20 protein-coding genes, 1 tRNA gene and 1 pseudogene are annotated in these 21,407 nt (G+C 63.1%); 6 read left to right on the forward strand and 16 right to left on the reverse strand.

What is annotated here, in order from left to right; translation table 11 throughout:
• Positions 1–46 precede the first annotated feature (46 nt).
• From K678_RS12110 to K678_RS12130, 5 genes are all read right to left on the reverse strand, one after another.
• On the reverse strand, positions 47–268 hold the full coding sequence (locus K678_RS12110) for a SlyX family protein (RefSeq protein ID WP_331270952.1): 222 nt from the start codon (positions 266–268) through the stop codon (positions 47–49).
• A 40-nt stretch (positions 269–308) separates the two neighbouring features.
• On the reverse strand, positions 309–1,076 hold the full coding sequence (locus tag K678_RS12115; RefSeq protein ID WP_021132749.1) for a DNA alkylation repair protein: 768 nt from the start codon (positions 1,074–1,076) through the stop codon (positions 309–311).
• 1,011 nt (positions 1,077–2,087) lie between these two features.
• The gene (locus tag K678_RS12120) at positions 2,088–2,939 is read right to left on the reverse strand and encodes a hypothetical protein (protein WP_021132750.1); all 852 of its coding nucleotides are present in this window, start codon (positions 2,937–2,939) and stop codon (positions 2,088–2,090) included.
• A 220-nt stretch (positions 2,940–3,159) separates the two neighbouring features.
• A tRNA-Gln gene (locus tag K678_RS12125) sits at positions 3,160–3,233 on the reverse strand.
• A 62-nt stretch (positions 3,234–3,295) separates the two neighbouring features.
• Positions 3,296–4,096 (reverse strand): methyltransferase domain-containing protein, encoded by an 801-nt coding sequence (locus tag K678_RS12130; protein WP_021132751.1) that lies wholly within the window; start codon positions 4,094–4,096, stop codon positions 3,296–3,298.
• A gap of 97 nt (positions 4,097–4,193) precedes the next feature.
• On the opposite strand from K678_RS12130, the gene gloB reads away from it, so the two are divergent.
• Complete coding sequence (gene gloB / locus K678_RS12135; protein ID WP_021132752.1) at positions 4,194–4,967, forward strand: hydroxyacylglutathione hydrolase; 774 nt, start codon at positions 4,194–4,196, stop codon at positions 4,965–4,967.
• A gap of 14 nt (positions 4,968–4,981) precedes the next feature.
• Here gloB and lldD read toward each other — a convergent pair whose 3' ends face one another.
• The 4 genes from lldD to K678_RS12155 form a co-directional block, all read right to left on the reverse strand.
• A complete protein-coding gene (gene lldD / locus K678_RS12140) occupies positions 4,982–6,124 on the reverse strand; it encodes an FMN-dependent L-lactate dehydrogenase LldD (protein WP_021132753.1) in 1,143 nt (380 codons plus the stop codon).
• A gap of 162 nt (positions 6,125–6,286) precedes the next feature.
• Positions 6,287–7,855: a 2-polyprenylphenol 6-hydroxylase gene (gene ubiB / locus K678_RS12145; RefSeq protein ID WP_021132754.1), complete on the reverse strand. Its 1,569-nt coding sequence runs from the start codon at positions 7,853–7,855 to the stop codon at positions 6,287–6,289.
• On the reverse strand, positions 7,852–8,616 hold the full coding sequence (ubiE, locus tag K678_RS12150; RefSeq protein ID WP_021132755.1) for a bifunctional demethylmenaquinone methyltransferase/2-methoxy-6-polyprenyl-1,4-benzoquinol methylase UbiE: 765 nt from the start codon (positions 8,614–8,616) through the stop codon (positions 7,852–7,854). The genes ubiB and ubiE overlap by 4 nt, the downstream gene beginning before the upstream one ends.
• A gap of 81 nt (positions 8,617–8,697) precedes the next feature.
• Positions 8,698–9,969, reverse strand: a complete 1,272-nt coding sequence (locus K678_RS12155; protein ID WP_021132756.1) for a nucleotide sugar dehydrogenase — start codon at positions 9,967–9,969, stop codon at positions 8,698–8,700.
• Positions 9,970–10,176: 207 nt separating this feature from the next.
• Between K678_RS12155 and K678_RS12160 the strand changes: the two genes are divergently transcribed.
• Together K678_RS12160 and K678_RS12165 are read left to right on the forward strand one after the other, a co-directional pair.
• Positions 10,177–10,971, forward strand: a complete 795-nt coding sequence (locus tag K678_RS12160; RefSeq protein WP_021132757.1) for a motility protein A — start codon at positions 10,177–10,179, stop codon at positions 10,969–10,971.
• A gap of 18 nt (positions 10,972–10,989) precedes the next feature.
• Positions 10,990–11,646, forward strand: a complete 657-nt coding sequence (locus K678_RS12165) for an OmpA/MotB family protein (RefSeq protein WP_021132758.1) — start codon at positions 10,990–10,992, stop codon at positions 11,644–11,646.
• Between the two features lie 3 nt (positions 11,647–11,649).
• Here the strand turns inward: K678_RS12165 and K678_RS12170 are convergent, their stop codons facing one another.
• The 7 genes from K678_RS12170 to K678_RS12200 all read right to left on the reverse strand — a co-directional run bounded on the left by K678_RS12170 (position 11,650) and on the right by K678_RS12200 (position 19,730).
• Entirely contained in the window at positions 11,650–12,447 is a 798-nt protein-coding gene (locus tag K678_RS12170; RefSeq protein WP_021132759.1) for an MBL fold metallo-hydrolase, read from the reverse strand.
• Between the two features lie 72 nt (positions 12,448–12,519).
• Positions 12,520–13,680, reverse strand: a complete 1,161-nt coding sequence (rodA, locus tag K678_RS12175; protein ID WP_021132760.1) for a rod shape-determining protein RodA — start codon at positions 13,678–13,680, stop codon at positions 12,520–12,522.
• Positions 13,680–15,566 carry a penicillin-binding protein 2 gene (gene mrdA, locus K678_RS12180; protein WP_021132761.1) on the reverse strand — a complete coding sequence of 629 codons (1,887 nt, stop codon included), beginning with the start codon at positions 15,564–15,566 and terminating at the stop codon, positions 13,680–13,682. The genes rodA and mrdA overlap by 1 nt, the downstream gene beginning before the upstream one ends.
• A 7-nt stretch (positions 15,567–15,573) precedes the next feature.
• A complete protein-coding gene (mreD, locus tag K678_RS12185; RefSeq protein WP_021132762.1) occupies positions 15,574–16,089 on the reverse strand; it encodes a rod shape-determining protein MreD in 516 nt (171 codons plus the stop codon).
• Positions 16,086–16,970, reverse strand: a complete 885-nt coding sequence (gene mreC, locus K678_RS12190; protein WP_039853011.1) for a rod shape-determining protein MreC — start codon at positions 16,968–16,970, stop codon at positions 16,086–16,088. Before mreC ends, mreD begins: the two co-directional genes overlap by 4 nt.
• 71 nt (positions 16,971–17,041) lie before the next feature.
• Positions 17,042–18,082 (reverse strand): rod shape-determining protein, encoded by a 1,041-nt coding sequence (locus K678_RS12195; RefSeq protein WP_021132764.1) that lies wholly within the window; start codon positions 18,080–18,082, stop codon positions 17,042–17,044.
• Between the two features lie 103 nt (positions 18,083–18,185).
• Positions 18,186–19,730 (reverse strand): 2-isopropylmalate synthase, encoded by a 1,545-nt coding sequence (locus K678_RS12200; RefSeq protein WP_021132765.1) that lies wholly within the window; start codon positions 19,728–19,730, stop codon positions 18,186–18,188.
• A 206-nt stretch (positions 19,731–19,936) separates the two neighbouring features.
• Between K678_RS12200 and K678_RS19065 the strand changes: the two are divergent.
• The 3 genes and pseudogenes from K678_RS19065 to K678_RS12210 form a co-directional block, all read left to right on the forward strand.
• Positions 19,937–20,352 (forward strand): annotated as a pseudogene (locus tag K678_RS19065) (ATP-binding cassette domain-containing protein); the annotation flags it as partial.
• Entirely contained in the window at positions 20,338–20,655 is a 318-nt protein-coding gene (locus K678_RS19070; RefSeq protein ID WP_331270953.1) for an AAA family ATPase, read from the forward strand. The pseudogene K678_RS19065 and the gene K678_RS19070, both read left to right, overlap by 15 nt.
• Complete coding sequence (locus K678_RS12210) at positions 20,652–21,401, forward strand: ABC transporter permease (protein WP_021132768.1); 750 nt, start codon at positions 20,652–20,654, stop codon at positions 21,399–21,401. Before K678_RS19070 ends, K678_RS12210 begins: the two co-directional genes overlap by 4 nt.
• Positions 21,402–21,407: the final 6 nt, after the last annotated feature.

Here is a 21,407-nt window from a genome sequence, read left to right on the forward strand (position 1 = left end):
CCGTAACTTTTCTGAAAAGGCCCCTGCCCGCCCCCGGTTTGCCCGCTTAGTAATGCGGCGGTGGCGGCTCGTCCTGGGGCAGACGCTGCGAGCCCCCTGCCTCGATCTCGCCCAGGCGAGAACGCAGCCGCCGGATCTCGGCGGCCATCACATCGATCATCCGCCCCTGGCTGATCATCACGTCGGAAATCTCCTCGGCCATCCGCTCATGATGAGCAAGACGGCATTCGAGCGCGATCAGTCGGTCTTCCTGTGTATCGGTCATCATCCCTCGGGACATTAGAGTGCTCAGATCATAGTGCTGAGACTTAGCCCTGGCGATCAAGCGACCGCAGAGCGCGTTTGCAGATGCGGGCAGTGGCGGGGGTGACGCTCTCGGCCGACCATCGGGCACAGAGAGACCGCACCCAGTCCGGCCGATCCTTTCCGGAATCGTTCAGCCAATTCCCGACAGAGTCCTGCACATAGGGTGCGGGATCGGCCCGCAGTGGTTCGAGGATCGATAGGGCTTGCTCGGGCTTCTGCCGCAACGCCCCGATATGGGCGCACCAGACCCCGCGCGGCCGTGTCGCCTCGCTGGCATAGCGCCGCAGCCGTTCGGACGGTGCGGTCGTCCAAGTGGAGAGCTGCGCGATAGCGGTGTCGAGATCGGCGGCGACATGGGGCCGGACGGCCAGCCATGACCATTCCCGCACCCCGAAATGGGGATCGTCCGCGAAGGGATGGAGGCCAACGAGCCTGTCGCTCAGCGTCCAGCCTTCGGTCGTGCCGATCATGAAGCAGGCCCAGCCGCGCACAATATCCGACGGATGGTTGCGCATCGCGTCGAGTGCACTCATGCCGCGCCATGCCTGGATCAGCCGGGCGGCCAGCGCCATCCGGCGCGTGATCCCCTCCCCGGCGGCTTGCCGCAGTGCCGCCACGGCCGTCTCGCCGATGTCGGGAAAGGCGTTGCCCATCAGATCGGCAAAATCCACGGCCAGGCATTCGGTCAGAGTCGCGGCCTCGACGACGCCCTCATTCAACAAAGCAAGCCGTGACGGATCGAGACGAACGATCCCCTTGTTCGATGTCATGGCGAAACCTCGTATCGGACATTTGCCGTCTCCGTCTCAGGCGGATCGATGGTGCGCCGGACGTGGCGGAGAAGATCGCTCAGACGATCCAGGATTTTGTTCGGGTCGGACATCCGGCAAACTCGCATCTACGGTCCACGGACCGGGTGGGATGGATTGCCAATGTACGGCGCACGCCACAAATGAACAACGCGGCCGAGGGCAGCGCTCTGCAAGTCACTGATATATAATGAAGAAAGTTGGCCGGGGGACTAGGATTTTCCCAAGGCCGATACAGCCCCATTGTATTTCAATGGCTTAAGGCGGATGGCGCGCCGCGCTGAGGGACTGAAAGTAGCAAAATTCCGGGGCAGATTCTAGCTGAGCAAACCGGGTGTGCAGGGCCGATTGGTCGATCCTTCGCGGATGGGTGATGCAGCACATTGCTATTGCGGGGAACAGGTTTTACGCCTTCTCCGCCTCGCACGTTGGCGAATGGCGTCCCTTTCACCGTCCCCGGTTACTGCTCGGACGTAATCCCCGTAGATGAGTAAATTGAGAACGAGACACACCGTTTGCCAAGTAACCCTGACCGAAAGTGAAACTACAAAGAAAAGAATCACCGCGTAATATTTGGCAATGCCATGCCTTAGTTCTGAACTAATCATCTTAGTTTCGATACCCAAAGCGGCAACTGCCCAGAGAGAAATTGTGATGAGAATAACTAGTATTCCCAATTGGAATGGGTATACATATTCAACAAATCCACCAGGGTGTAGCAAGGATATCGATTTTATTTCCCTAGATAGGATTAGCGAGTGAGCGTTGCCTGCCCACGCTACCGAAACGGCGACAAAAATGGATACTAGCGGAAAGAGGACCGCACGTGACGCTTCAGTAATATCAATTTCGGCGACAAAGCCCAGCCCCAGGCCAACCAATAGGTCAACGATAAGCCACGACTGGACTAGGTTAGTCCAACCGGGTTTACCACCTGTTCCGAAAGCCAACCATCTCCAGAAGGAAGGTTGCCTAACTCCGCTTGTCATCCGATTGACGAATCCTGTCATAGAGGTTGCGTAGGGTAGAGATCACACCTTTAGCGTCCTGCTTTGGGTCAGCGTCACCAATATCATCAGTGACATAATTCTTGTTCAAATGCTTGTTAGTTGGCTTCGAGCCCTTCTTTGTTCTAACCCGCGCAGAAACATCTTGCCCAGTAGCAGCCGCATTTCTGACTATTGGTTCAAGCACGTCAATATCGCCACCCTGCTCCCCCTTAGCATCTTTCAGCGTTACGGCAGCTTCACCGAAGCTCGACGCCATAATGAAATCCTGAGTTGGCTTAACGAATAAACTTTCTGTGTCAATTATGTTCGGACGTGTGACGGTGAACCGGAAAGACTCGATCCGGTAGGCCTCCCTAAGCATCTTAATGAAACTTTCCGGATTTTTTATCGGGTCAATTTCTACATCGATTTGCCGCTCAGAAACCGCCTTACTGTTTTGCACCAGTGCTTTAAGGCGATTGGCAAGGCCACCTACTGACTGCGAAAGCTCAGGCTTGAGGAAGATTGCGCAAACCTCCAAATTAACATCTAGAATGATGTGGGTGGATACGGTTTCGTCTGAAAAGGCATCTTCAAAGTCGCCCTCCCGCACTGTCTCTTTGATTGCCTCTTGTCGTCGTCCTAGCTTGAAATACAGCCCATTGGCATCGAGGACCTCGACATTGCCAATTCGCCATTCCGCGTTCCTTGTCTGTAGAAGTGGTCGCTCGAGCAGCGCCTCCCTAAGAACGTCTTGAGCTGGTAAATCTTTTGGGAATAGGGGGACTTGGCGAGGCTTATGCAGCCGAAAGCGGAAAAGCTGAAAGCTTGACATTGTCACCCCTCACACAGGTTTCCCTCAAAAGTATATCTATAAGAAGGATGCCGTCTATAGCGGCTGCACCGAGTAGGGCGCTGTGCAGGTTAGGGGAGCCCTAAGCTTTTGATATGGCTGGCCGCGCGGGATGGACGGCTAATGTACGGCGCACGCCACAAATGAACAACGCGGCCGATGGCCGCGTTTGGGATGTCGTTGATTTCTGTGAAAGGCGCGATGGCTGGGGGACTAGGATTCGAACCTAGACTGGCGGAGTCAGAGTCCGCTGTCCTACCGTTAGACGATCCCCCAAGCGGTCCGTCGCGAGAGGCGCACCTTCTATCACGGGGGCGGGGTGGGTTCAAGACCGTTTTTCAACGTTTTTCGCCTTCGGTCAAGACGCGGGGTTTGGCCGAGCCGATCGTGCGGGGCATTCCCTGTGCCACCGGCAGATAGACTCGCCGCCCGTTCCGGCTTTCGCGCCCGGCGGCCCCGGCATAGATCTGCTTCGCCGCCTCGATCATCACCACGCCGCCGAACGCCTCGCACCAGCGTTGCCCGATCCGTTCCAGCGCCGGAGCGGTCCTGAGCAACATCGGCGTCGTGCATGGTGGCAGGAACAGCGCCGAGGCCCGGTGCAGCGGCGTAAACATATTGTCGCGCAGCAGCCGGGTCAGTTGCCCCATCGTGAAGGGTCGCCCGTTGCCGAACGGCGTGCGCTCCAGCCGTGACCAGATGCCGCGCCGGTTGGGAACGACAACGACCAGCCGCCCACCATCGGCCAGCACCCGCCACGCCTCGCGCATCACCACCCGCACCTGCTCGGCCCCTTCCAGGGTATGGACCATCAAGATGCGGTCGATCGAGCGGTCAGGCAGCGGCAGATCGGTTTCGTCGGCCAGAGCGGTCAGGCCCGGCCCGTCCGACGGCCAGGGCAACACGCCTTGGCTGGCGGGCATCAGCGCGATCACCCGCTCGGCCTCGCCCAGGAACACCCGCAGATAGGGGGTGGCAAAGCCCAGCCCGAGCAGGCGCAGCCCAGCGACATCGGGCCAGAACACCCGGATTTGCCGCCCGATCAGCCGCCGTGTCGTCTGCCCCAACCCGGTCGCGTAGAAATCGCGCAGATCGACGACATCGCTCCACATCGGCGTACAGGTCAGCCCATCGGTCATTCCCGACATCCTCCGTTTCCGAACCACGCCCCATCACGATAGGCGTTTCGTCGCAGCGGTGCTACAACGGCCCCATGTTCTTCCGCACGAGGGCATCATGGCCAAGCTCGTCGTCGAGATCGTCCCCGTCCTGACCGACAATTATGTCTATCTGCTCCACGAACCGATTAGCGGTGCCACCGCCGCCATCGATCCCGGAGCCGCCGCCCCGGTGCTGGAGCGGCTGGCCGCCCGTGGCTGGAGCCTCAGCCACATCCTGCTGACCCACCATCACGGCGACCATACCGGCGGCACCGCCGATCTGGTCCGCCAGACCGGCTGTGCCGTGGTCGGATCAGGGCGCGACGCCTCGCGGCTGCCGCCGCTCGATGTCGAGGTCGGCGGACGCGACACTTTCATGCTAGGGTCGGCGGCGGCGATGGTGCTGACGGTGCCGGGGCACACCACCGACCACCTCGCCTACTGGTTCCCCGACAGCCACGCTTTGTTTTGTGGCGACGTGCTGTTCTCGCTCGGCTGCGGACGGTTGTTCGAAGGGACCGCCGCCGAGATGTGGGCCTCGCTGTGCAAGCTGCGTGACCTGCCTCCCGAGACGCTGGTCTATTGCGGCCACGAATATACCGCCGCCAACGGACGCTTCGCCCGTCTGGTCGAGCGCGACAACCGCGCCTTGCTGATCCGTCTCGAAGAAATCGAGGCCCAGCGGGCCAAGGGCAAGCCGACCCTGCCCAGCACCATCGCCAGCGAACGGGCCGCCAACCCGTTCCTGCGCGCCGATGAACCCGCCGTCGCCCGTGCGGTGGGGATGGAGCCCGGCACCGACCCGGTGCGGGTGCTGGCCGAGCTGCGGCGGCGCAAGGACGTGTTCTGACTCGAAGCCCCGCCTTAAATGCCCGCCTGGACCAGGCTGTCGCCGGAGATGTCGGCGATTGTCCTGGCCCCGGTGAGAGTCATCGCCACCCGCATTTCCTTGGCGATCAGATCGAGCAGGGTCTCGACCCCGCGCTGCCCCTCGGCGGCAAGAGCATAGGCATAGGCCCGGCCCAGCATCACCCCGTCGGCCCCAAGGGCGAGCATCCGCACCACGTCGAGGCCGGAGCGAATCCCGGAATCCGCCAGAATAGTCAACTTGCCTTTGACCGCATCGGCAATCGCCGGCAAGGCGCGAGCGGACGACAACACCCCGTCAAGCTGGCGTCCGCCATGGTTCGAAACCACGATGCCGTTGGCACCGAACCGCACCGCGTCACGGGCGTCATCGGGATCAAGGATGCCCTTGATCACCATCGGACCCTGCCAGAAATCACGAATCCATTGCAGGTCGGCCCAGCCGATCGACGGATCGAAGTTCGACCCAAGCCAGCCGACATAATCGTTGAGTTTGGTCGGCTGTCCACGAAAGGCCGAAATGTTGCCCAGATCGTGCGGTCGCCCGTTAAGGCCGACATCGAAAGCCCAGGCCGGATGCAGCACGGACTGGATCATCCGCCTCAGCCCCGCGTGAGGACCGGACATCCCGGAATGAGCATCGCGATAGCGCGCCCCCGGCACCGGCATATCCACCGTGAACACCAACGTGCGGATGCCGACCGCCCAGGCCCGCTCCAGCACGTTGCGCATGAAGCCCCGGTCCTTCAAGACATACAACTGGAACCAGATCGGGCGATCGACCTGGGCCTGAACCTCTTCGATCGGGCAGACCGACACGGTGGACAGGGTAAAGGGAATGCCTTTGCGGGTCGCGGCCCGAGCCGCCTGGACCTCGCCCCGGCGCGCATACATCCCGGTCAAACCGACCGGAGCAAGGCTGACCGGCATCGCCAGATCCTGGTCGAACAACCGGGTCGAGATGTCCACCTCGCCGATCGCCTTTAACACCCGCTGCCGGAGCGCCAGGTGCGCGAGGTCTTCGACATTGCGACGCAGGGTGACCTCGGCATAGGCACCGCCGTCGATGTAATGGAACAGGAACGGCGGCAACCGCCGCCGCGCCGCTTCCCGGTAATCCAGTGACGAGGAAATGATCACGATCCTGGCCTCCCTGCGCGTCACCCCGTTTCAGCGGGACCGCTTTGGTTTCAGACCAGGATCAATGCGTAAAACGCATATGTCAAATGCGAAAAGGCCGACACTCGACCGGCCTCGCGGTGCCAAACAGCACCGCCAGGACCGCCCGAGAGTGACGTATTCTTAGGGCTTCATCACCAGCGCCACCGCCAGAGCGGCGGCAATCGCCCACGGCAACAGCGAGACCAGCGGACGACGCCTGCGCTGATCGCCGAAGATCGCCCGCACCGTGTCAGGATGAAGCCGCAGCCCCTGGCCCGACATCATCGCCTGGGTGCGCTCGGCCTCCTGCAACAGACGCGGCAGGCGCTCGATCGAGGTCAGCACGGTACCGACCGCCTCGCGGACGCGGGCTTCCGGCCCCAGATGCGCGCGCATCCAATCCTCGATCAGCGGCTGGGCCAACAGCCACATATTGACGTTGGAATCGAGGTTGCGGCCCACCCCTTCGGCCACCAGCATGCTTTTCTGCAACAGCAGAAGCTGGGGCTGAGTCTCCATCTCGAAGGTCTCGGTGATCTGGAACAATTGTCCCAGCAGCCGGGCAATCGAGATTTCTTGCATCGGACGGCCCAGGATCGGCTCGGCGATCGAGCGACAGGCCTGGGTGAATGCGTCGATCGACTGATCGGCGGGAACGTAACCGGCGGCGAAATGGACTTCGGCCACCTTGCGATAATCGCCGGAGAGGAAGCCCAGCAGCATCTCGCCCAGGAAGCGACGGGTCGGCTTATCGACCCGGCCCATGATACCGAAATCGACCGCGACCAGATTGCCGTCGGCATCGACGAACAGATTGCCCGGGTGCATATCGGCGTGGAAGAAGCCGTCGCGGAACACCTGATGGAAGAAGGCCCGCGCCGCTTTGCCCAGAATCTCGATCGGATCGTGCCCGGCCCGCAGCAGCAGGTCGCGCTCGTCGACCGGAATGCCGTGAACCCGCTCCAGCGTCATCACCCGCCGGGCGGTGCGCAGCCAATCGACCTGCGGCACGCGGAAGCTGTCATCGTCTTGGAAATTCTCGGCCAGTTCGGCCGCCGCCGCCGCTTCGAAGCGGAGGTCCATCTCCAGCGCGATCGAATCCTCGAAGGTCTTGACCGTCTCAAGCGGCTTCAACCGGCGCAGACGCGGCACGGTCCGCTCGGCCCCTTCGGCCAGCCAGGTCAACAGTTCGATATCGCGGCGGAACTTGGCGTCGACGCCGGGGCGCAGCACCTTGACCGCGACTTCGCGGCCGTCGAGGGTGACGGCGAAATGGACCTGAGCAATCGACGCCGCCGCAACCGGAACATCGTCGAAGCTGGAATAAAGGCTGCTGATCGGCGCGCCCAGTTCCTCTTCGATGATCCGCCGCGCCTCGGCGGCGGGAAACGGCGGAAGCTGATCCTGCAACCCCGACAGATCGGCGGCCATCTGCTCGCCCAGCAGATCGGCGCGGGTCGACAGCGCCTGCCCCAATTTAATGAAGGACGGTCCCAGTTCGGTCAGTGCCGCCGTCAGTCTCTGGCCCGGCCGCAGCCCCGCCTCGGCCTTGCGGCGGCGGCGGGAGCGCGGAATAAGCCGTACCTTGAGCGGCCAGGACAACAGCCGGGCCAGCGGAAAGGCTTCTTCGATCAGGAACAGCGCATCGTGACGCGCCAGAACCCGAGCAATCGAAACCAGACGATGGAGGTTGCGCCCTGCTCTGATCACACGCGCCAGCCGGAATGAATGGCTGCGATACCGGCCGACAGATTCCGCACCGTCACCCGTTCGAACCCGGCGTCGCCGATCATCGCGGCCAGCTCGCCCTGGGGCGGGAACTTGCGGATGCTTTCGACCAGATACTGGTAGGCGTCGCGGTTTCCGGTCACCAGTTCGCCAACGCGCGGCAGCACGTTGAACGAATAGGCGTCATAGGCCTGCTTCAACCCCGGCACGATCACATGGCTGAATTCCAGGCACATGAAGCGCCCGCCGGGCTTCAACACCCGATAGGCCTCGGCAATCGCGTTTTCCCAATGGGTCACATTGCGCAGACAGAAGGCGATGGTATAGCGATCGACGCTGCGGTCGGGAATCGGCAGGGATTCGGCGTTGCCGCACACCCAGGTCACACCCGACGACAGATTGCGGTCAACCGCACGGTCGCGACCGACCGCCAGCATCTCGCGATTGATGTCGCACACCGTCACCTTACCGCCGCCGCGCTTCTTCCAGCCGAAGGCGATATCGCCGGTGCCGCCGCCGACATCGAGCAGGACCTGATCGGGGCGCGGACGCAGCATGTCGAGGAAGGTGGACTTCCACAGACGATGGATGCCGACGCTCATCAGGTCGTTCATCAGATCGTACTTGCCCGCGACCGAGTCGAACACGTCGCGGACCAGGGCAACCTTGTCCTCTTCGGCCACGGTGCGGAAGCCGAAATGGGTGGTGCCGGTGGGGTGGTTGTGAGGGTTATTCGTCGTCATGGGGCGGCACGATAGACCAAGTGCGCGAAGCGCGCGAGGGGGATGTGAGGGGGGAACCGCAGATTCCCCCCGAGAACGCGGTTACAGCCGCCACGACCTCAGCCCGGCGGGCAGGTCGAGATCGCGCCACATCCCCTTGATATCCGCGACAAGACCGCCGGGGGACAGCAGCGCGGTGAAGGCTTCGCCGGTGAAGGCGGCATAGGGGGCATGCGCCACCGCTCCGACCACACACTGATAATTACCCGCGCCGTCCAGGCTGGGCATCAGCGTCTCGCCATATTCGTGCTTGGCCTCGTCCGGATCGGCATAGGGGTCGTGGACATCGACCTGATGGCCGAGGTCGCGCAAGCTGCGGATCACATCGACCACCTTTGAATTGCGCAGATCGGGGACGTTCTCCTTGAAGGTCAGACCCAGCACCAGCACTCGCGCCCCGGGAGCAAGACCGGCGGATACCCGCTCGGCGATCCAGCGACCCATGCTGTCGTTGATCCGACGACCAGCCAGAACGATCTCGGGATGGTGGCCGTGATCCTGGGCACAGCGGGCGAGGTAGAACGGATCGACCCCGATGCAGTGGCCGCCAACCAGACCCGGCTTGAAATTGAGGAAGTTCCACTTCGTCGCCGAGGCGTCGAGCACGTCGTGGATCGAAATCCCCCCCAGCGCCTGGAAGATCATCGTCACTTCGTTGATGAAGGCGATGTTGATGTCACGCTGAGCGTTTTCGATCACCTTGGCCGCCTCGGCAACCCGGATCGAGGCCGCTTCGAACACCCCGCCGCTGGTGACGCGGCCATAGACACGCGACAGCAGCGCGGTGACCTCGGGGGTCTGCCCGGCAACGACCTTGGTGATGCGATCGACGGTATGTTCGCGGTCGCCCGGATTGATCCGCTCGGGGCTGTAGCCAAGGAAGAAATCGACCCCGCATTTGAGGCCCGAAATCCGCTCCAGTTCGGGGCCGCAGATATCTTCGGTGACGCCGGGATAGACCGTGCTTTCGAACACCACCACCGCGCCCTTGCCGATCGCCTGGCCGACGGTGCCGCAGGCGCTCATCACCGGACGCAAATCGGGTTCGTTATTGGCATCGACCGGAGTCGGCACGGTGACGATGAACACATCGAACCCGGCAATCGCGGCAGGATCGGCGGTCAGCTTCAGCGTGCTGGCGCGCAACCGCGACGGCTCGACCTCGTCGGTGCGGTCATAGCCGCGCTGAAGCTCGGCAATACGCGACGTGGAGATGTCGAGACCGATGGTCGGGAAATGGCGGGCCAGGGTCACCGCCAGGGGCAGACCGACATAGCCAAGACCGACAACGGCAACGCGAATGGGGGTAGACATGAGGATTACCCTCGCAGAGATGCGAAAAAAGGGACTTTCGCCACACCCCGCCGCCGCTGTCAACGTTAGAGCGGCGGGACGGCGGTCGATTCGGGGAGCACGACGGAGCCGCCAATACCCGCCGGTTGCTCGAATCCGCGTCTTGCCGCAAGATAAGGTCGCGCCCCGGACGTGCCGCGCGGGCCAGGATGTGGGGATCACACCGACATGTCGTTGCCAACCGTCATCGGGTTCATTCTCAGCCTGCTGCTTTTCCTTGGCGCCATCGCCCTGTCGACCTCGAATGTGCGGATTTTCCTGCACCTGACCGGGTTCATGATGGTGATCGGCGGTACCCTGGCCGCGACACTGGTCGCGTTCGAAGCCCGCTACGTCAAGCAGGCGCTGGGGCTGCTGCGGGCGATCTTCTTTTCACCCAAGGTCGCCCGCGAAATGCTGACCAACGAGGTGGCCCGGGTGATCCGCTGGGGCTATCTGGTGCAAAAGGGCGGGATCACCGCGCTGGAATCCGACACCCGCAGCATCAAGAACCAGGATTCCTTCCTCGCGTTCGGCGTCAATCTGGTGATTACCGGCTATACCGGGGCCGAAGTGCGGCAATTGCTGGAAAACCAGATCGAAACGACGTTCCAGCGTCAGATCGTCCCCACCGACATCCTGAAATACATGGCCAGCAACGCCCCGGCCTTCGGGATGATGGCGACTCTGGTCGGTCTGGTGGTGATGCTCGACAACATGGGCACCGATCCGTCGAAACTGGGACCGGGGATGGCGGTCGGCCTGCTTGGCACCCTTTACGGCGTGCTGTTCGCCCGAATGGTGCTGACCCCGGCGGCGAACAAAGCGCATCAGCGTGAATCGATCATCCGCTTCCGCAATATGCTGGTAGCGGAAGGACTAGCCCTGCTGGCCGAACGCCGCAGCCCCCGCTTCATCCAGGACGCGATGAATTCCTATCTCGATCCCGCGATCCATTTCGACATCGACAAGATCAGGCGATAGAGCGGGAGGGCCAGGGTGATGAGCCGGTTCGAAAAGAAGAACGAAGAGCCGCTGGAGGACTGGCTGCTCTCCTACGCCGACATGATCACCCTGGTGATGGCCTTCTTCATCATCCTGGTCTCGATGTCGAAGATCGACGCCAACAAATACGAAGAAGTGCAGTCGGGAATGGCCCGCGACATCGGCAACCGCGAGGTCACCAAGCCGCTCCAGGATTTGCGCAGCGAGCTGCTGGGCGCGATCGCCGGGGCCGGTGTCGATGAATCGGTTGATATCGGGCGCGATGATCGCGGCGTTGTGCTCAACCTCGCCAGCGGAACGATGTTCCAGCCCGGATCGGCCGACATCCGCCCCGAAATCCGTCCGGTGATGAAAGAGATCGCGACCACCCTGGGCCAGCCGCGCTTTACCGGCTATCAGATCGAAATCCAGGGCCACACCGATGACACTCCGGTCCGCACCCCGCAATTCCCCAGCAATTGGGACCTGTCGGTGGCGCGCGCCCTGGCAACGCTAAAGCTGTTGAACGAACTGGGGGTCGATCAGGCGCGAATGAAGATCGCCGCTTATGCCGATACCGCGCCGCGTGTTCCCAACCGCAGCGACACCGGGCGGCCCTATCCGGAAAATCAGGCGATCAACCGCCGGGTCCAGATTCACGTCTATCCGCGCTAAACCCTATCGCCGCCAGGAATCGATCACGATTTTCTGCCCGTGGACCGGCATACGGTAGAGGTGGCGCTGGCCCTTGACGGTCAGCGAGGCCTCGAACATATGCGGCGCGCAGCTATTGTCGGCGAACATGTCCCAGTGACAGGGGATCGCCACCGCCGGACCGACGCGACGGATCAACTCGGCCGCCTGCCAGTGCGACAGATTGCCATAGCCGCCATTGATTGGAACACACACCGCGTCGGGAAGATGCTTCAGCCCGGCCTCGGCCAGCAGATCGCACCAGCCGGTATCGCCGGTGATCCACAATTTCGGCCCGCTGCCCGCCTGGATCAGCAGGCCGATATGGGTCAGGTCGCCCGCATCGGTGGGTAAGGCAAAGGTAGCGGTCAGGCGCAGATCGCCCCGTTCGATCACCCGGTTGGGCCACAGGATCTTGCACCGCTCCTCATCGATCCCGGCCTGGGCGAACACCGTCTGGGTATCGCCCGGTCCGGCAAAGCCGCGCACCCGCCCCGAGGCGGCGCAGGGGGCCAGGGTCTCGGGATCGGCGTGATCGTGGTGGGAGTGGGTACAGACCAGCAGATCGGCGGCCAGTTCGACCGGCGTGATCGGCACGGGAACCTGACGGGTAAGGTTCAGACCACGCCAGGACGGATTGCACGAATCCGACAGATAGGGATCGACCGCCAGCACGGTTCCGCCCGGCGATTTGACGATCCAGCCGTTCTGGCCGAGGAACCACAGAGCAAGGCTATCCGGTTCGACTGATGTCTCGCGGATTTCGGCCATCAACCCCGACATGAACGCCCCCGATCCAGCCAAGCGTGGCTAGTATCGGACCGAATACGAGCGGTTCCAAGCGAAAGGAACGCCCTAATCGTCGTGCATACCTCGGCGAGAGATCGGCATGTCGCGATGGATGTAAGCGCTCATCACCAGCCCCCAGCCGAACAGCAACGACAGCATCGCAGTGCCGCCGTAACTGATCAGCGGCAACGGTACGCCCACCACCGGGACCAGCCCCATCACCATCGCGATATTGATGAAGAAATAAAGGAAGAAGGTGGTGGTGATCCCCAGCGCCATCAGCCGCCCGAACTGCGAGCGGCAGCGCAGCGCGATGGCATAACCGAAGGCGACCAGCATCACATACAGCGCCAGCAGGACCAGCCCACCCATCATCCCCCATTCCTCGGCGAACATGGTGAAGATGAAGTCGGTCTGTTTTTCGGGCAGGAAGTTCAGACGGCTTTGGGTGCCGCCCATATAGCCCTTGCCGAACAGCCCGCCCGAACCGAGCGCGATCTTCGATTGGGTGATGTGGTAGCCCGCCCCCAGCGGATCGTCCTCGGGATTGAGGAAGATCAGCACCCGCTTTTTCTGGTATTCGCGCAGGAATTCCCAGGCGAGTGGAATCGCCGACAGGCCCGAGATCGCCACCAGGGCGAACTTCCACATCCGCACCCCGGCCATGAAGAACACCGCCCCGGCCGACATCACCAGCATCATCGCAGTCCCGAGATCGGGCTGCTTCATCACCATCGCGGCGGGCAACAGCACCATGATCAGCGGCGGAATGAGAAACAGCGGGCGGCCGATCTCCTGAAGCGTGGCGCCGTGGAAATAGCGGGCCAGCGCCAGGATCAGGGTGATCTTCATGATTTCCGAGGGCTGGAGCTGGATAAAGCCCAAATCGATCCAGCGTTGTGCCCCCATGCCGACGGTGCCTTTGATCTCGACCAGCAGCAGCAGCACGGCGGCAACAACATAAAAGATGTAAGCGTTGCGGACCCAGAAGCGCAGATCGACCATCGCCACCGCGATCATGATCGACAGACCGACGACGAAGCGGACGATCTGCTTCAACGCCCACGGTTCCAGCGAGCCACCGGCGGCGGAATACAGCGTGGCAAAGCCGATGCAGGCGATCGCGGCCAGCAGAGCGATCAGCGACCAATTAAGCTGAAGCAGCTTTTCCCGCAGCGACATTTCGGTGCGGTTCAGCCGTAGCGGCATCCGGGGCAGGTTGAGCATCAGAACCTCCGGAAATCGGGCGGCGGCTCGGGCGTGCCGTTCGCTTCGGTGGAGACACGGGCCAGATCCCGCTTCTGCACTTCCAACATGATGTCGCGGGCAATGGGCGCGGCGACCGCCGACCCGCCGCCGCCATGCTCGACCACCACCGCGATCGAATAGCGCGGATTCTCCTCGGGCGCATAGGCGACGAACAAAGCGTGGTCGCGTTCCTTCCACGGCAATTGTTCGTTCTTCTTCACCCCGCTCTCGCGCTCGCGCATCGTGATGCGGCGGACCTGGGCGCTGCCGGTCTTGCCCGACAGCCACATTCCTTCCTGGGTGATGCGGGCCTTGTAGGCGGTGCCGCCCGGTTCGTTCGACACCGCGAACATCCCCTTTCGGACCAGCGCCAGCGACTGGCGCGACACTTCCAGGCTGGGCCATTCGGGCTGCGGCCGGGGATGGACGCTTTTCTCGATGATCTGATCGCGGGCGACGTGGGGCACCACGGCATAGCCGCCATTGGCGATGCGGGCGGTCATTACCGCCAGCTGAATCGGGGTGGCGGTGACATAGCCCTGACCGATCGCGTTAATCAACGTCTCGCCGGGATGCCACGGCTGCTTCAGCGCCTTGCGCTTCCAGGCACGATCAGGGATCAGGCCGGGCCGCTCGGACGGCAGATCGATTCCGGTCTGGGTCCCCAGCCCGAAGCGGCGGGCCATTTCGGCGATCTTTTCGAACCCGACCCGGCGGGCGACTTCATAGAAATAGACGTCGCAGGAATTTTTCAGCCCGCTGATCAAATCCTGCGAGCCGTGGCCTTCTTTTTTCCAGCAATGGAACTTGATGCTGCCCAACTGCATGTGGCCGGTGCACAGCACCCGCATATCGGGGGTGATATCGCGGGATTCCAGCGCCGCCAGGGCGGTCAGCAGTTTGAAGGTCGAGCCCGGCGCGAATTGTCCGGCGATCACTTTGTTGGTCAGCGGCGAGCGCGGATTGGTGGTCAGATCCTTCCACTCGTCATTCGACAGGCCGCGATTGAACGAATTGGGATCAAACGAGGGGGTCGAGGCCATCACGATGACATCGCCGGTGAGGATATCCATCACCACCACCGCCGCGCTCTCGTCGCCCAGGCGCTGGGCGGCATATTGCTGCAAGCGGATATCGAGGGTCAAATTGAGGTCGATCCCCGGCTCGCCTTCCTTGCGTTCCAGCTCGCGGTGAATGCGCCCGACCGAATTGACCTCCAGAGAGGAGGTCCCGGCCCGGCCGCGCAGCGCCATGTCGTAGACCTTCTCGACACCGCCCTTGCCGATGCGAAAGCCGGGCAATTCCTCCAACGGATCGTCGGTCAGGTCGTTTTCCGACACCGCCGCGACATAGCCCAGGATGTGCGCCCCCAGGCTCTCCATCGGGTAATAGCGGCTCTGGCCGACATCGATGATGATGCCGGGCAGATCGGGGGCATTGACCTCGACCCGCGCCACCTCTTCCCAGGTCAGATTTTCACGGACACTGACCGGAACGAAGCGGCGGCGGCGGCGGGCTTCCTTGTGGATGCGGGCGCGCTCGCTTTCGCCGATCGGGATGATCTTGGCCAGCGCATCGAGGGTGTAATCGAGCGACGGCGTCTGCTCGGCCACCACCATCACCCGGTAATTCTGCTGATTGATCGCCATCGCGACGCCGTTGCGGTCGAGGATCAACCCACGCGGCGGAGCCAGCAGGCGGGTGGTGATGCGGTTATCCTCGGCCTGCATCGCATATTTATCAGCCTCCATCACCTGGAGGTAATACATCCGCGCCGCCAGCCCGACGACCAGGGTCGCCTTGCCGCCGGCCAACATCATCGCCCGGCGCGAGAACAGCTTGGCACGGTCATTATCGTGATACATCGGGCGTCTAAACGTCCAGCAGGAAGGCCATCTGGGTCCGTGCCAACACCCAGGTGAGCAGCGGGAAACAGCACAGCGTCATCAGATATTCGAACAGGACCGGCGCCGGATCGACGACCCGGCCGACGATCAGGGTCACCAGCAGCCAGTCGAGCGCGATCGCTCCGGCGGCAAGCAGGCCGAACGCCCACCATGTCACCGCAAAGGATTTGCCGAGAAAGAAGCGGCGTTGCGCCGCCGCCGTGCCCTGGACCAGCAGCAGCACCAGAGCGTTGGCGCCCAAGGGCGTTCCCCCGACGATATCGCCCAGAAGGCCGATCGCGAAGGCCAGCCAGGCGGGCAGCAGATCGGGACGGTAGATCGCCCAGTAATAGACCCCCATCAGCGGCAACATCGGAGCGATGTCGGCAAAGGCGGTCAGCCGGGTCGGCACCACGGTAATCAGCAGCAAGAAGATGGTGGCGGTCGCCGGGATCAGATGACGCACCCAGGTGTCCATCCGGACCCAGACCGAGGATTTCACTCCTCCCTCCCCCGCCGACGGCGATCGGGGGGAGCGCGCTCGAACGGTAGAATGCCGCCCAGGCCGTAATCGACGATACTGACGAATTCAAGCTGGTGGCGACGGGCGAACGGTTCGACCCGATAGCCGCCCTCGCCCACCGAGACGACGACGCCGACCGGCAGTCCGGGCGGGAATGCCGCTCCCGACGACGAGGTCACCACCCGGTCGCCGACGCTGATCGCCGGATTGCCGACGATATAGTTCAACCGGGGCCGCGCCGAATTGTCGCCGGTCAGGATGGCGCGGGTCCGGGTCGATTCGATCACCACCGGAATGCGGGCATTGATGTCGGTGATCAGCAGCAGCCGCGACGACCGGACGCCCACCTCGGCGATATGGCCGACCAGAGCCTCGCCCGACATCACCGCCTGCCCCTTGCGCACGCCATCGCGCGAGCCTGCGGCCAGCAGCATCGAATGGCCAAAGGCCGAGCCGAGATCGCCAATAACACGGGCGGTGACAAAAGCGGGATCGGGATCGGGAACGACGTTGAGTTGCTGGTGGAGCACCATCGTCTCGGTCTCCAGCCGCCGCGCCACCGTCTGCCAGCGCATCAGGCGGGCGTTCTCTTCGCGCAGGCGGGCGTTCTCGGCCCGCAGATTGGCCAGTTCGTGAATGCCCGAGGTCACCCGGGCCACGGTGGCGGCGGGACGGGCCATCGCCTCCAGCATCGGGGCCAGGGCATCGACGACCAGAACGCGGGTTTGTTCGACCAGAACGATATCGGCCTTGCCCAGCATCATCAGGGCAAAAGCCGACACCGCCAGCATCAAAAAGGCGAAGCGATGCGCAAGTAGCCTCAACGTCGCGAGACGACCTGCCGCACTCGACTGCTTCACCTCGATCCTCCGTGACGAGAGCCCTGCCGTCGTCAACCTGAACGACGGCAGCAGACCCTACACCAATAAACCTAGTACATGCTGGTCAGCACGTTCTTCAACTTCGGCATTTCTTCCAGGGCGCGGCCGGTGCCCAGCGCAACGCAGGACAACGGATCGTCGGCGATCGAAACCGGCAGGCCGGTCGCGTGACGCAGGACGTAATCGAGATTGGCCAGCAGCGCACCGCCGCCGGTCAACACGATGCCCTTATCGACGATGTCGGCAGCCAGTTCGGGCGCGGTGTGCTCCAGGGCGACCTTGACCGCCTCGATGATCGCACCGACCGGCTCGGCCAGGCTTTCGGCGATTTGGCGCTCGCTGATGATCAGTTCCTTGGGAACGCCGTTCATCAGATCGCGGCCCTTGATCTCCATCGTGCGGCCTTCGCCATCCTCGGGCGGGCAGGCGGAGCCGATTTCCTTCTTGATCCGCTCGGCCGAGCCTTCGCCGACCAGCAGATTATGATTGCGACGGATGTAAGCGATAATCGCCTCGTCCATCTTGTCGCCACCGACGCGGACCGAACGGGAATAGACGATACCGCCCAGCGACAGCACCGCGACCTCGGTGGTGCCACCGCCGATATCGACCACCATCGAGCCGGTCGGTTCGGTGACGGGCAGACCGGCACCAATCGCGGCGGCCATCGGTTCCTCGATCAGGAACACGCGACGGGCCCCGGCGCTTTCGGCCGATTCCTGAATGGCGCGGCGTTCGACCGCGGTCGAGCCGGAGGGAACGCAGACGATCACCAGCGGGCTGGCGAAGGAGCGACGGTTGTGAACCTTGCGGATGAAATGCTTGATCATTTCTTCCGCGACCTCGAAATCGGCAATGACGCCGTCGCGCAGCGGACGAATCGCCTGGATGTAACCGGGGGTACGCCCCAGCATCATCTTGGCCTCGTCACCGACGGCGAGCACTTTTTTCTTGCCCTTTTCATCGGCAATAGCCACCACGGACGGCTCGTTGAGCACGATGCCGCGTCCCTTGACATAGACCAGGGTGTTGGCGGTCCCCAAATCAATGGCCATGTCGGCCGAAAACCACCCCGTCAGGTTCGGAAACATAATCCCTCGCTCGAGCATCCGATGTCGTTCATGTCGCGCCCCCGAAAGGCCCGTGCCCCCGGTGTCGCAGGTGTTTCATATGTCCCTGATGGCCGCTGCTATATCATGCCGTGAGCGCGTCGGGGGCGGTTTTTTGCCGCTTGACCACAAGTTTGTTCAAGGCATTGACATAAGCGCGGGCCGAGGCAACCAGAGTATCCGTTTCGGCACCTTGGCCATTGACCGTCTTACCGTCCTCTTCAAGCCGCACCGTCACCTCGGCCTGGGCGTCGGTTCCCTGGGTCACGGCGCTGACTTGATAGAGCTGCAAGCGCGCGTCGTGCGGCACCAGGGCCTTGATGGCGTTGAAGGTGGCATCGACCGGACCGTCGCCGGTGGCGCGGACCTGACGGACCTCGCCATCAATGCTCAGTTCCAACTCGGCCGAAGGGGGACGATGGCGGGTGCCGCACAGCACTTCCAGCGACACGAACTTAATCGTGTCGTTACCGCGCACCACCGCATCATCGACCAGAGCGACGATATCCTCGTCAAACACGTCCTTCTTGCGGTCGGCCAAATCTTTGAAGCGGGTAAAGGCATCTTCGATCGCGCTGTCAGCCAAGTCGTAGCCCAGGTCGCGCAGCTTGGCGCGGAAGGCGGCGCGGCCGGAATGCTTGCCCATCACCAGACTGGACCGGACCAGACCGACCGAATCCGGGGTCATGATCTCGTAAGTCTGGGCGTTCTTCAGCACCCCGTCCTGATGGATGCCGGATTCGTGGGCAAAGGCGTTCTTGCCGACAATCGCCTTGTTCGGCTGGACGGCAAAGCCGGTGATGGTCGAGACCAGCCGGGAAATGCGGGTAATCGCCTCGGTGCGGATGCCGGTGTGATAGGGCAGACGGTCGGCGCGGGTGCGCAGTGCCATCACCACCTCTTCCATCGCGGCATTGCCGGCGCGTTCGCCCAGGCCGTTGATGGTGCATTCGATCTGGCGCGCCCCGGCGGCGACCGCCGCCAGCGAGTTGGCCACCGCCAGCCCCAGGTCGTTGTGACAGTGCACCGACAAAATCGCCTGATCGATATTGGGCACCCGATTGATCAGCAGCGCGATCAGGGCGGCATATTCGTCGGGAACGGAATAGCCGACAGTGTCGGGAATGTTGATCGTCCGCGCCCCGGCCTTGATCGCGGCCTCGACACAGCGGCAGAGGAAATCGGGCTCGGTGCGCGATCCGTCCTCGGCCGACCATTCGACGTCGTCGGTCAGCGAGCGGGCCAGCGCCACCGATTCGGACACCCGGGCCAACACCGTCTCGGGCTCCATCTGAAGCTTGTACTTCATATGCAGCGGACTGGTGGAAATGAAGGTGTGGATGCGGCCGCGCTCCGCCGGACGGATCGCCTCGGCACAGCGTTCGATATCGCCCCGGGTGGCGCGGGCCAGACCGCACACCACCGACTTTTTCACGACTCGGGCGATCGCCTCGACCGCGACGAAATCGCCGTTCGAGGCGATGGGAAAACCGGCTTCGATCACATCGACGCCCATGTCTTCCAGGGCCAGAGCGATGCGCAGTTTTTCATCCTGGTTCATCGACGCGCCGGGCGATTGCTCGCCATCACGCAACGTGGTGTCGAAGATGATGACTCGGTTACGATCCATGAATTTGTTTGACCCTGTTCGCCCGCTGCCAGCCCAGATCGCGGCTGTCACGCTGCCAGACGACAAGGAAGTCCGTTTTCCGTCGTCCTGTCAACAGGATCATGGGCCACCAAAGCGTTGCGAAACCGCATTTTGCCATTGCCGGATCGGCGGCGCATACCCTACCAGTTGGCGGCCGGTCAAACGGACAGGGAAGGTACGGGCGGATGATCAGGGTCGAGGCGGCGGTCAAGCGATACGGCGCTCTGCCCGCGTTGGACGGAATCGACCTTTCGATCAACGCGGGCGAAGCGTTCGGCCTGCTTGGCCCCAACGGCGCGGGCAAGACAACCCTGGTCCGGCTGCTCGCCACCCTGGCCAGCCCGGATTCGGGTCGGCTGTTGGTCGGCGGGTACGATACCGTCAGCGAAGCCGCCCAGGTCAAACGGCTGATCGGGGTGGTGTTCCAAGAAAACAACCTCGACCGCGACCTGACCCCGCGCCAGAACCTGTCGTTCCACGCCCGGCTGCACCGGATCGAGGCGGCCGAGGCGGCGGTGGCCGAGATGCTGGCCCGGCTGGGGCTGGCCGAGCGGGCCGACCGCCCGGTCAACGGCCTGTCGGGGGGATGCGGCGACGATTGGTGATCGGCCGCGCTTTGTTGACCCGGCCCCGCGTCCTGTTGCTCGACGAACCAACCACCGGGCTTGACCCGGCGATCCGCCGCGAATTGTGGGCGTTGATCCGCGACATCCGCGACCAGGGCTGCACCGTGATCCTGACCACCCATTATGTCGAAGAGGCCGAACGGCTGTGCGGCCGGGTCGGCATCATCAACCGGGGCCGACTGGTCGCGATCGGCAGCCCGGCGGAGTTGACCGCACGTTTTGGCGCGGCGCGGCTGGAAGACGTCGTGATCGACCTGACGGCGGGAGCCGCGTCATGAGCCTGCTGTCCGGAACCGGTCCGATCTTCCGGCGCGAAATGCAGCTTTACCGCGCCAAGCTGGCCCGGCCGACCTTCGTCGTCTCGGCCCTGGTGACGCCGCTGATGTATCTGGTGGTGTTCGGGCTGGGGCTGGGGCGGCAGGTCAGGATCGACGGCGGCGATTACCTGACCTTTCTGGTGCCGGGACTGATGGGGATGGCGGCGATGCACAACGCCTTCACCTGGGTCGCCAGCGGCATCAATATCGCCCGCTTTTATCACCGCACCTGGCAAATCATCATGCTGGCCCCGGTTTCGCCGCTGGCGGTGGTGGCGGGGACCGTTGCCGCCGGGATGGCGCGCGGCCTGTTCGCCGCCACTCTGGTCGGACTGGCCGGACTGGCGGCGGGCTGGCGTCCCGATCCCACCGCCGCGATTCCGCTCGCCCTGCTGCTGGAAACCGCGTTGTTCGCAGCGCTTGGAATGGTGATCGGGCTTTCGACCCGCAGCACCGAGGAACACACCACCTACACCAACTTCCTGATCACCCCGATGGGGTTCTTTTGCGGCACCTTCTTTCCGCTGGCCAGCCTGCCGCCCTGGCTGTCCGCTCCATTGCATCTGTTGCCGCTGACCCACGCTAACATCGCCTTGCGCCAGAGCGGATTGACCGGCGATGCCCTCGCCGCGCTTGGCATTCTGGCCCTGTTCGCCGTCTTGCTGCTGGGCTGGGCCGGACGGATGGTCGCCCGCTACCGCGAGTAAAAATAA

This window comes from Magnetospirillum fulvum MGU-K5, from assembly GCF_000442515.1.
Lineage (GTDB): Bacteria > Pseudomonadota > Alphaproteobacteria > Rhodospirillales > Magnetospirillaceae > Phaeospirillum > Phaeospirillum fulvum_B.

What these genes read in the sequence shown, in the direction of transcription:
- K678_RS12110 (WP_331270952.1), bottom strand. Translation starts at nt 268, where the DNA reads ATGATGACCGATACACAGGAAGACCGACTGATCGCGCTCGAATGCCGT.
- K678_RS12115 (WP_021132749.1), bottom strand. Translation starts at nt 1,076, where the DNA reads ATGACATCGAACAAGGGGATCGTTCGTCTCGATCCGTCACGGCTTGCT.
- K678_RS12120 (WP_021132750.1), bottom strand. Translation starts at nt 2,939, where the DNA reads ATGTCAAGCTTTCAGCTTTTCCGCTTTCGGCTGCATAAGCCTCGCCAA.
- K678_RS12130 (WP_021132751.1), bottom strand. Translation starts at nt 4,096, where the DNA reads ATGACCGATGGGCTGACCTGTACGCCGATGTGGAGCGATGTCGTCGAT.
- gloB (WP_021132752.1), top strand. Translation starts at nt 4,194, where the DNA reads ATGGCCAAGCTCGTCGTCGAGATCGTCCCCGTCCTGACCGACAATTAT.
- ubiE (WP_021132755.1), bottom strand. Translation starts at nt 8,616, where the DNA reads ATGACGACGAATAACCCTCACAACCACCCCACCGGCACCACCCATTTC.
- K678_RS12155 (WP_021132756.1), bottom strand. Translation starts at nt 9,969, where the DNA reads ATGTCTACCCCCATTCGCGTTGCCGTTGTCGGTCTTGGCTATGTCGGT.
- K678_RS12160 (WP_021132757.1), top strand. Translation starts at nt 10,177, where the DNA reads ATGTCGTTGCCAACCGTCATCGGGTTCATTCTCAGCCTGCTGCTTTTC.
- K678_RS12165 (WP_021132758.1), top strand. Translation starts at nt 10,990, where the DNA reads ATGAGCCGGTTCGAAAAGAAGAACGAAGAGCCGCTGGAGGACTGGCTG.
- K678_RS12170 (WP_021132759.1), bottom strand. Translation starts at nt 12,447, where the DNA reads ATGTCGGGGTTGATGGCCGAAATCCGCGAGACATCAGTCGAACCGGAT.
- rodA (WP_021132760.1), bottom strand. Translation starts at nt 13,680, where the DNA reads ATGCTCAACCTGCCCCGGATGCCGCTACGGCTGAACCGCACCGAAATG.
- mrdA (WP_021132761.1), bottom strand. Translation starts at nt 15,566, where the DNA reads ATGTATCACGATAATGACCGTGCCAAGCTGTTCTCGCGCCGGGCGATG.
- K678_RS12195 (WP_021132764.1), bottom strand. Translation starts at nt 18,082, where the DNA reads ATGTTTCCGAACCTGACGGGGTGGTTTTCGGCCGACATGGCCATTGAT.
- K678_RS12200 (WP_021132765.1), bottom strand. Translation starts at nt 19,730, where the DNA reads ATGGATCGTAACCGAGTCATCATCTTCGACACCACGTTGCGTGATGGC.
- K678_RS19070 (WP_331270953.1), top strand. Translation starts at nt 20,338, where the DNA reads ATGCGGCGACGATTGGTGATCGGCCGCGCTTTGTTGACCCGGCCCCGC.
- K678_RS12210 (WP_021132768.1), top strand. Translation starts at nt 20,652, where the DNA reads ATGAGCCTGCTGTCCGGAACCGGTCCGATCTTCCGGCGCGAAATGCAG.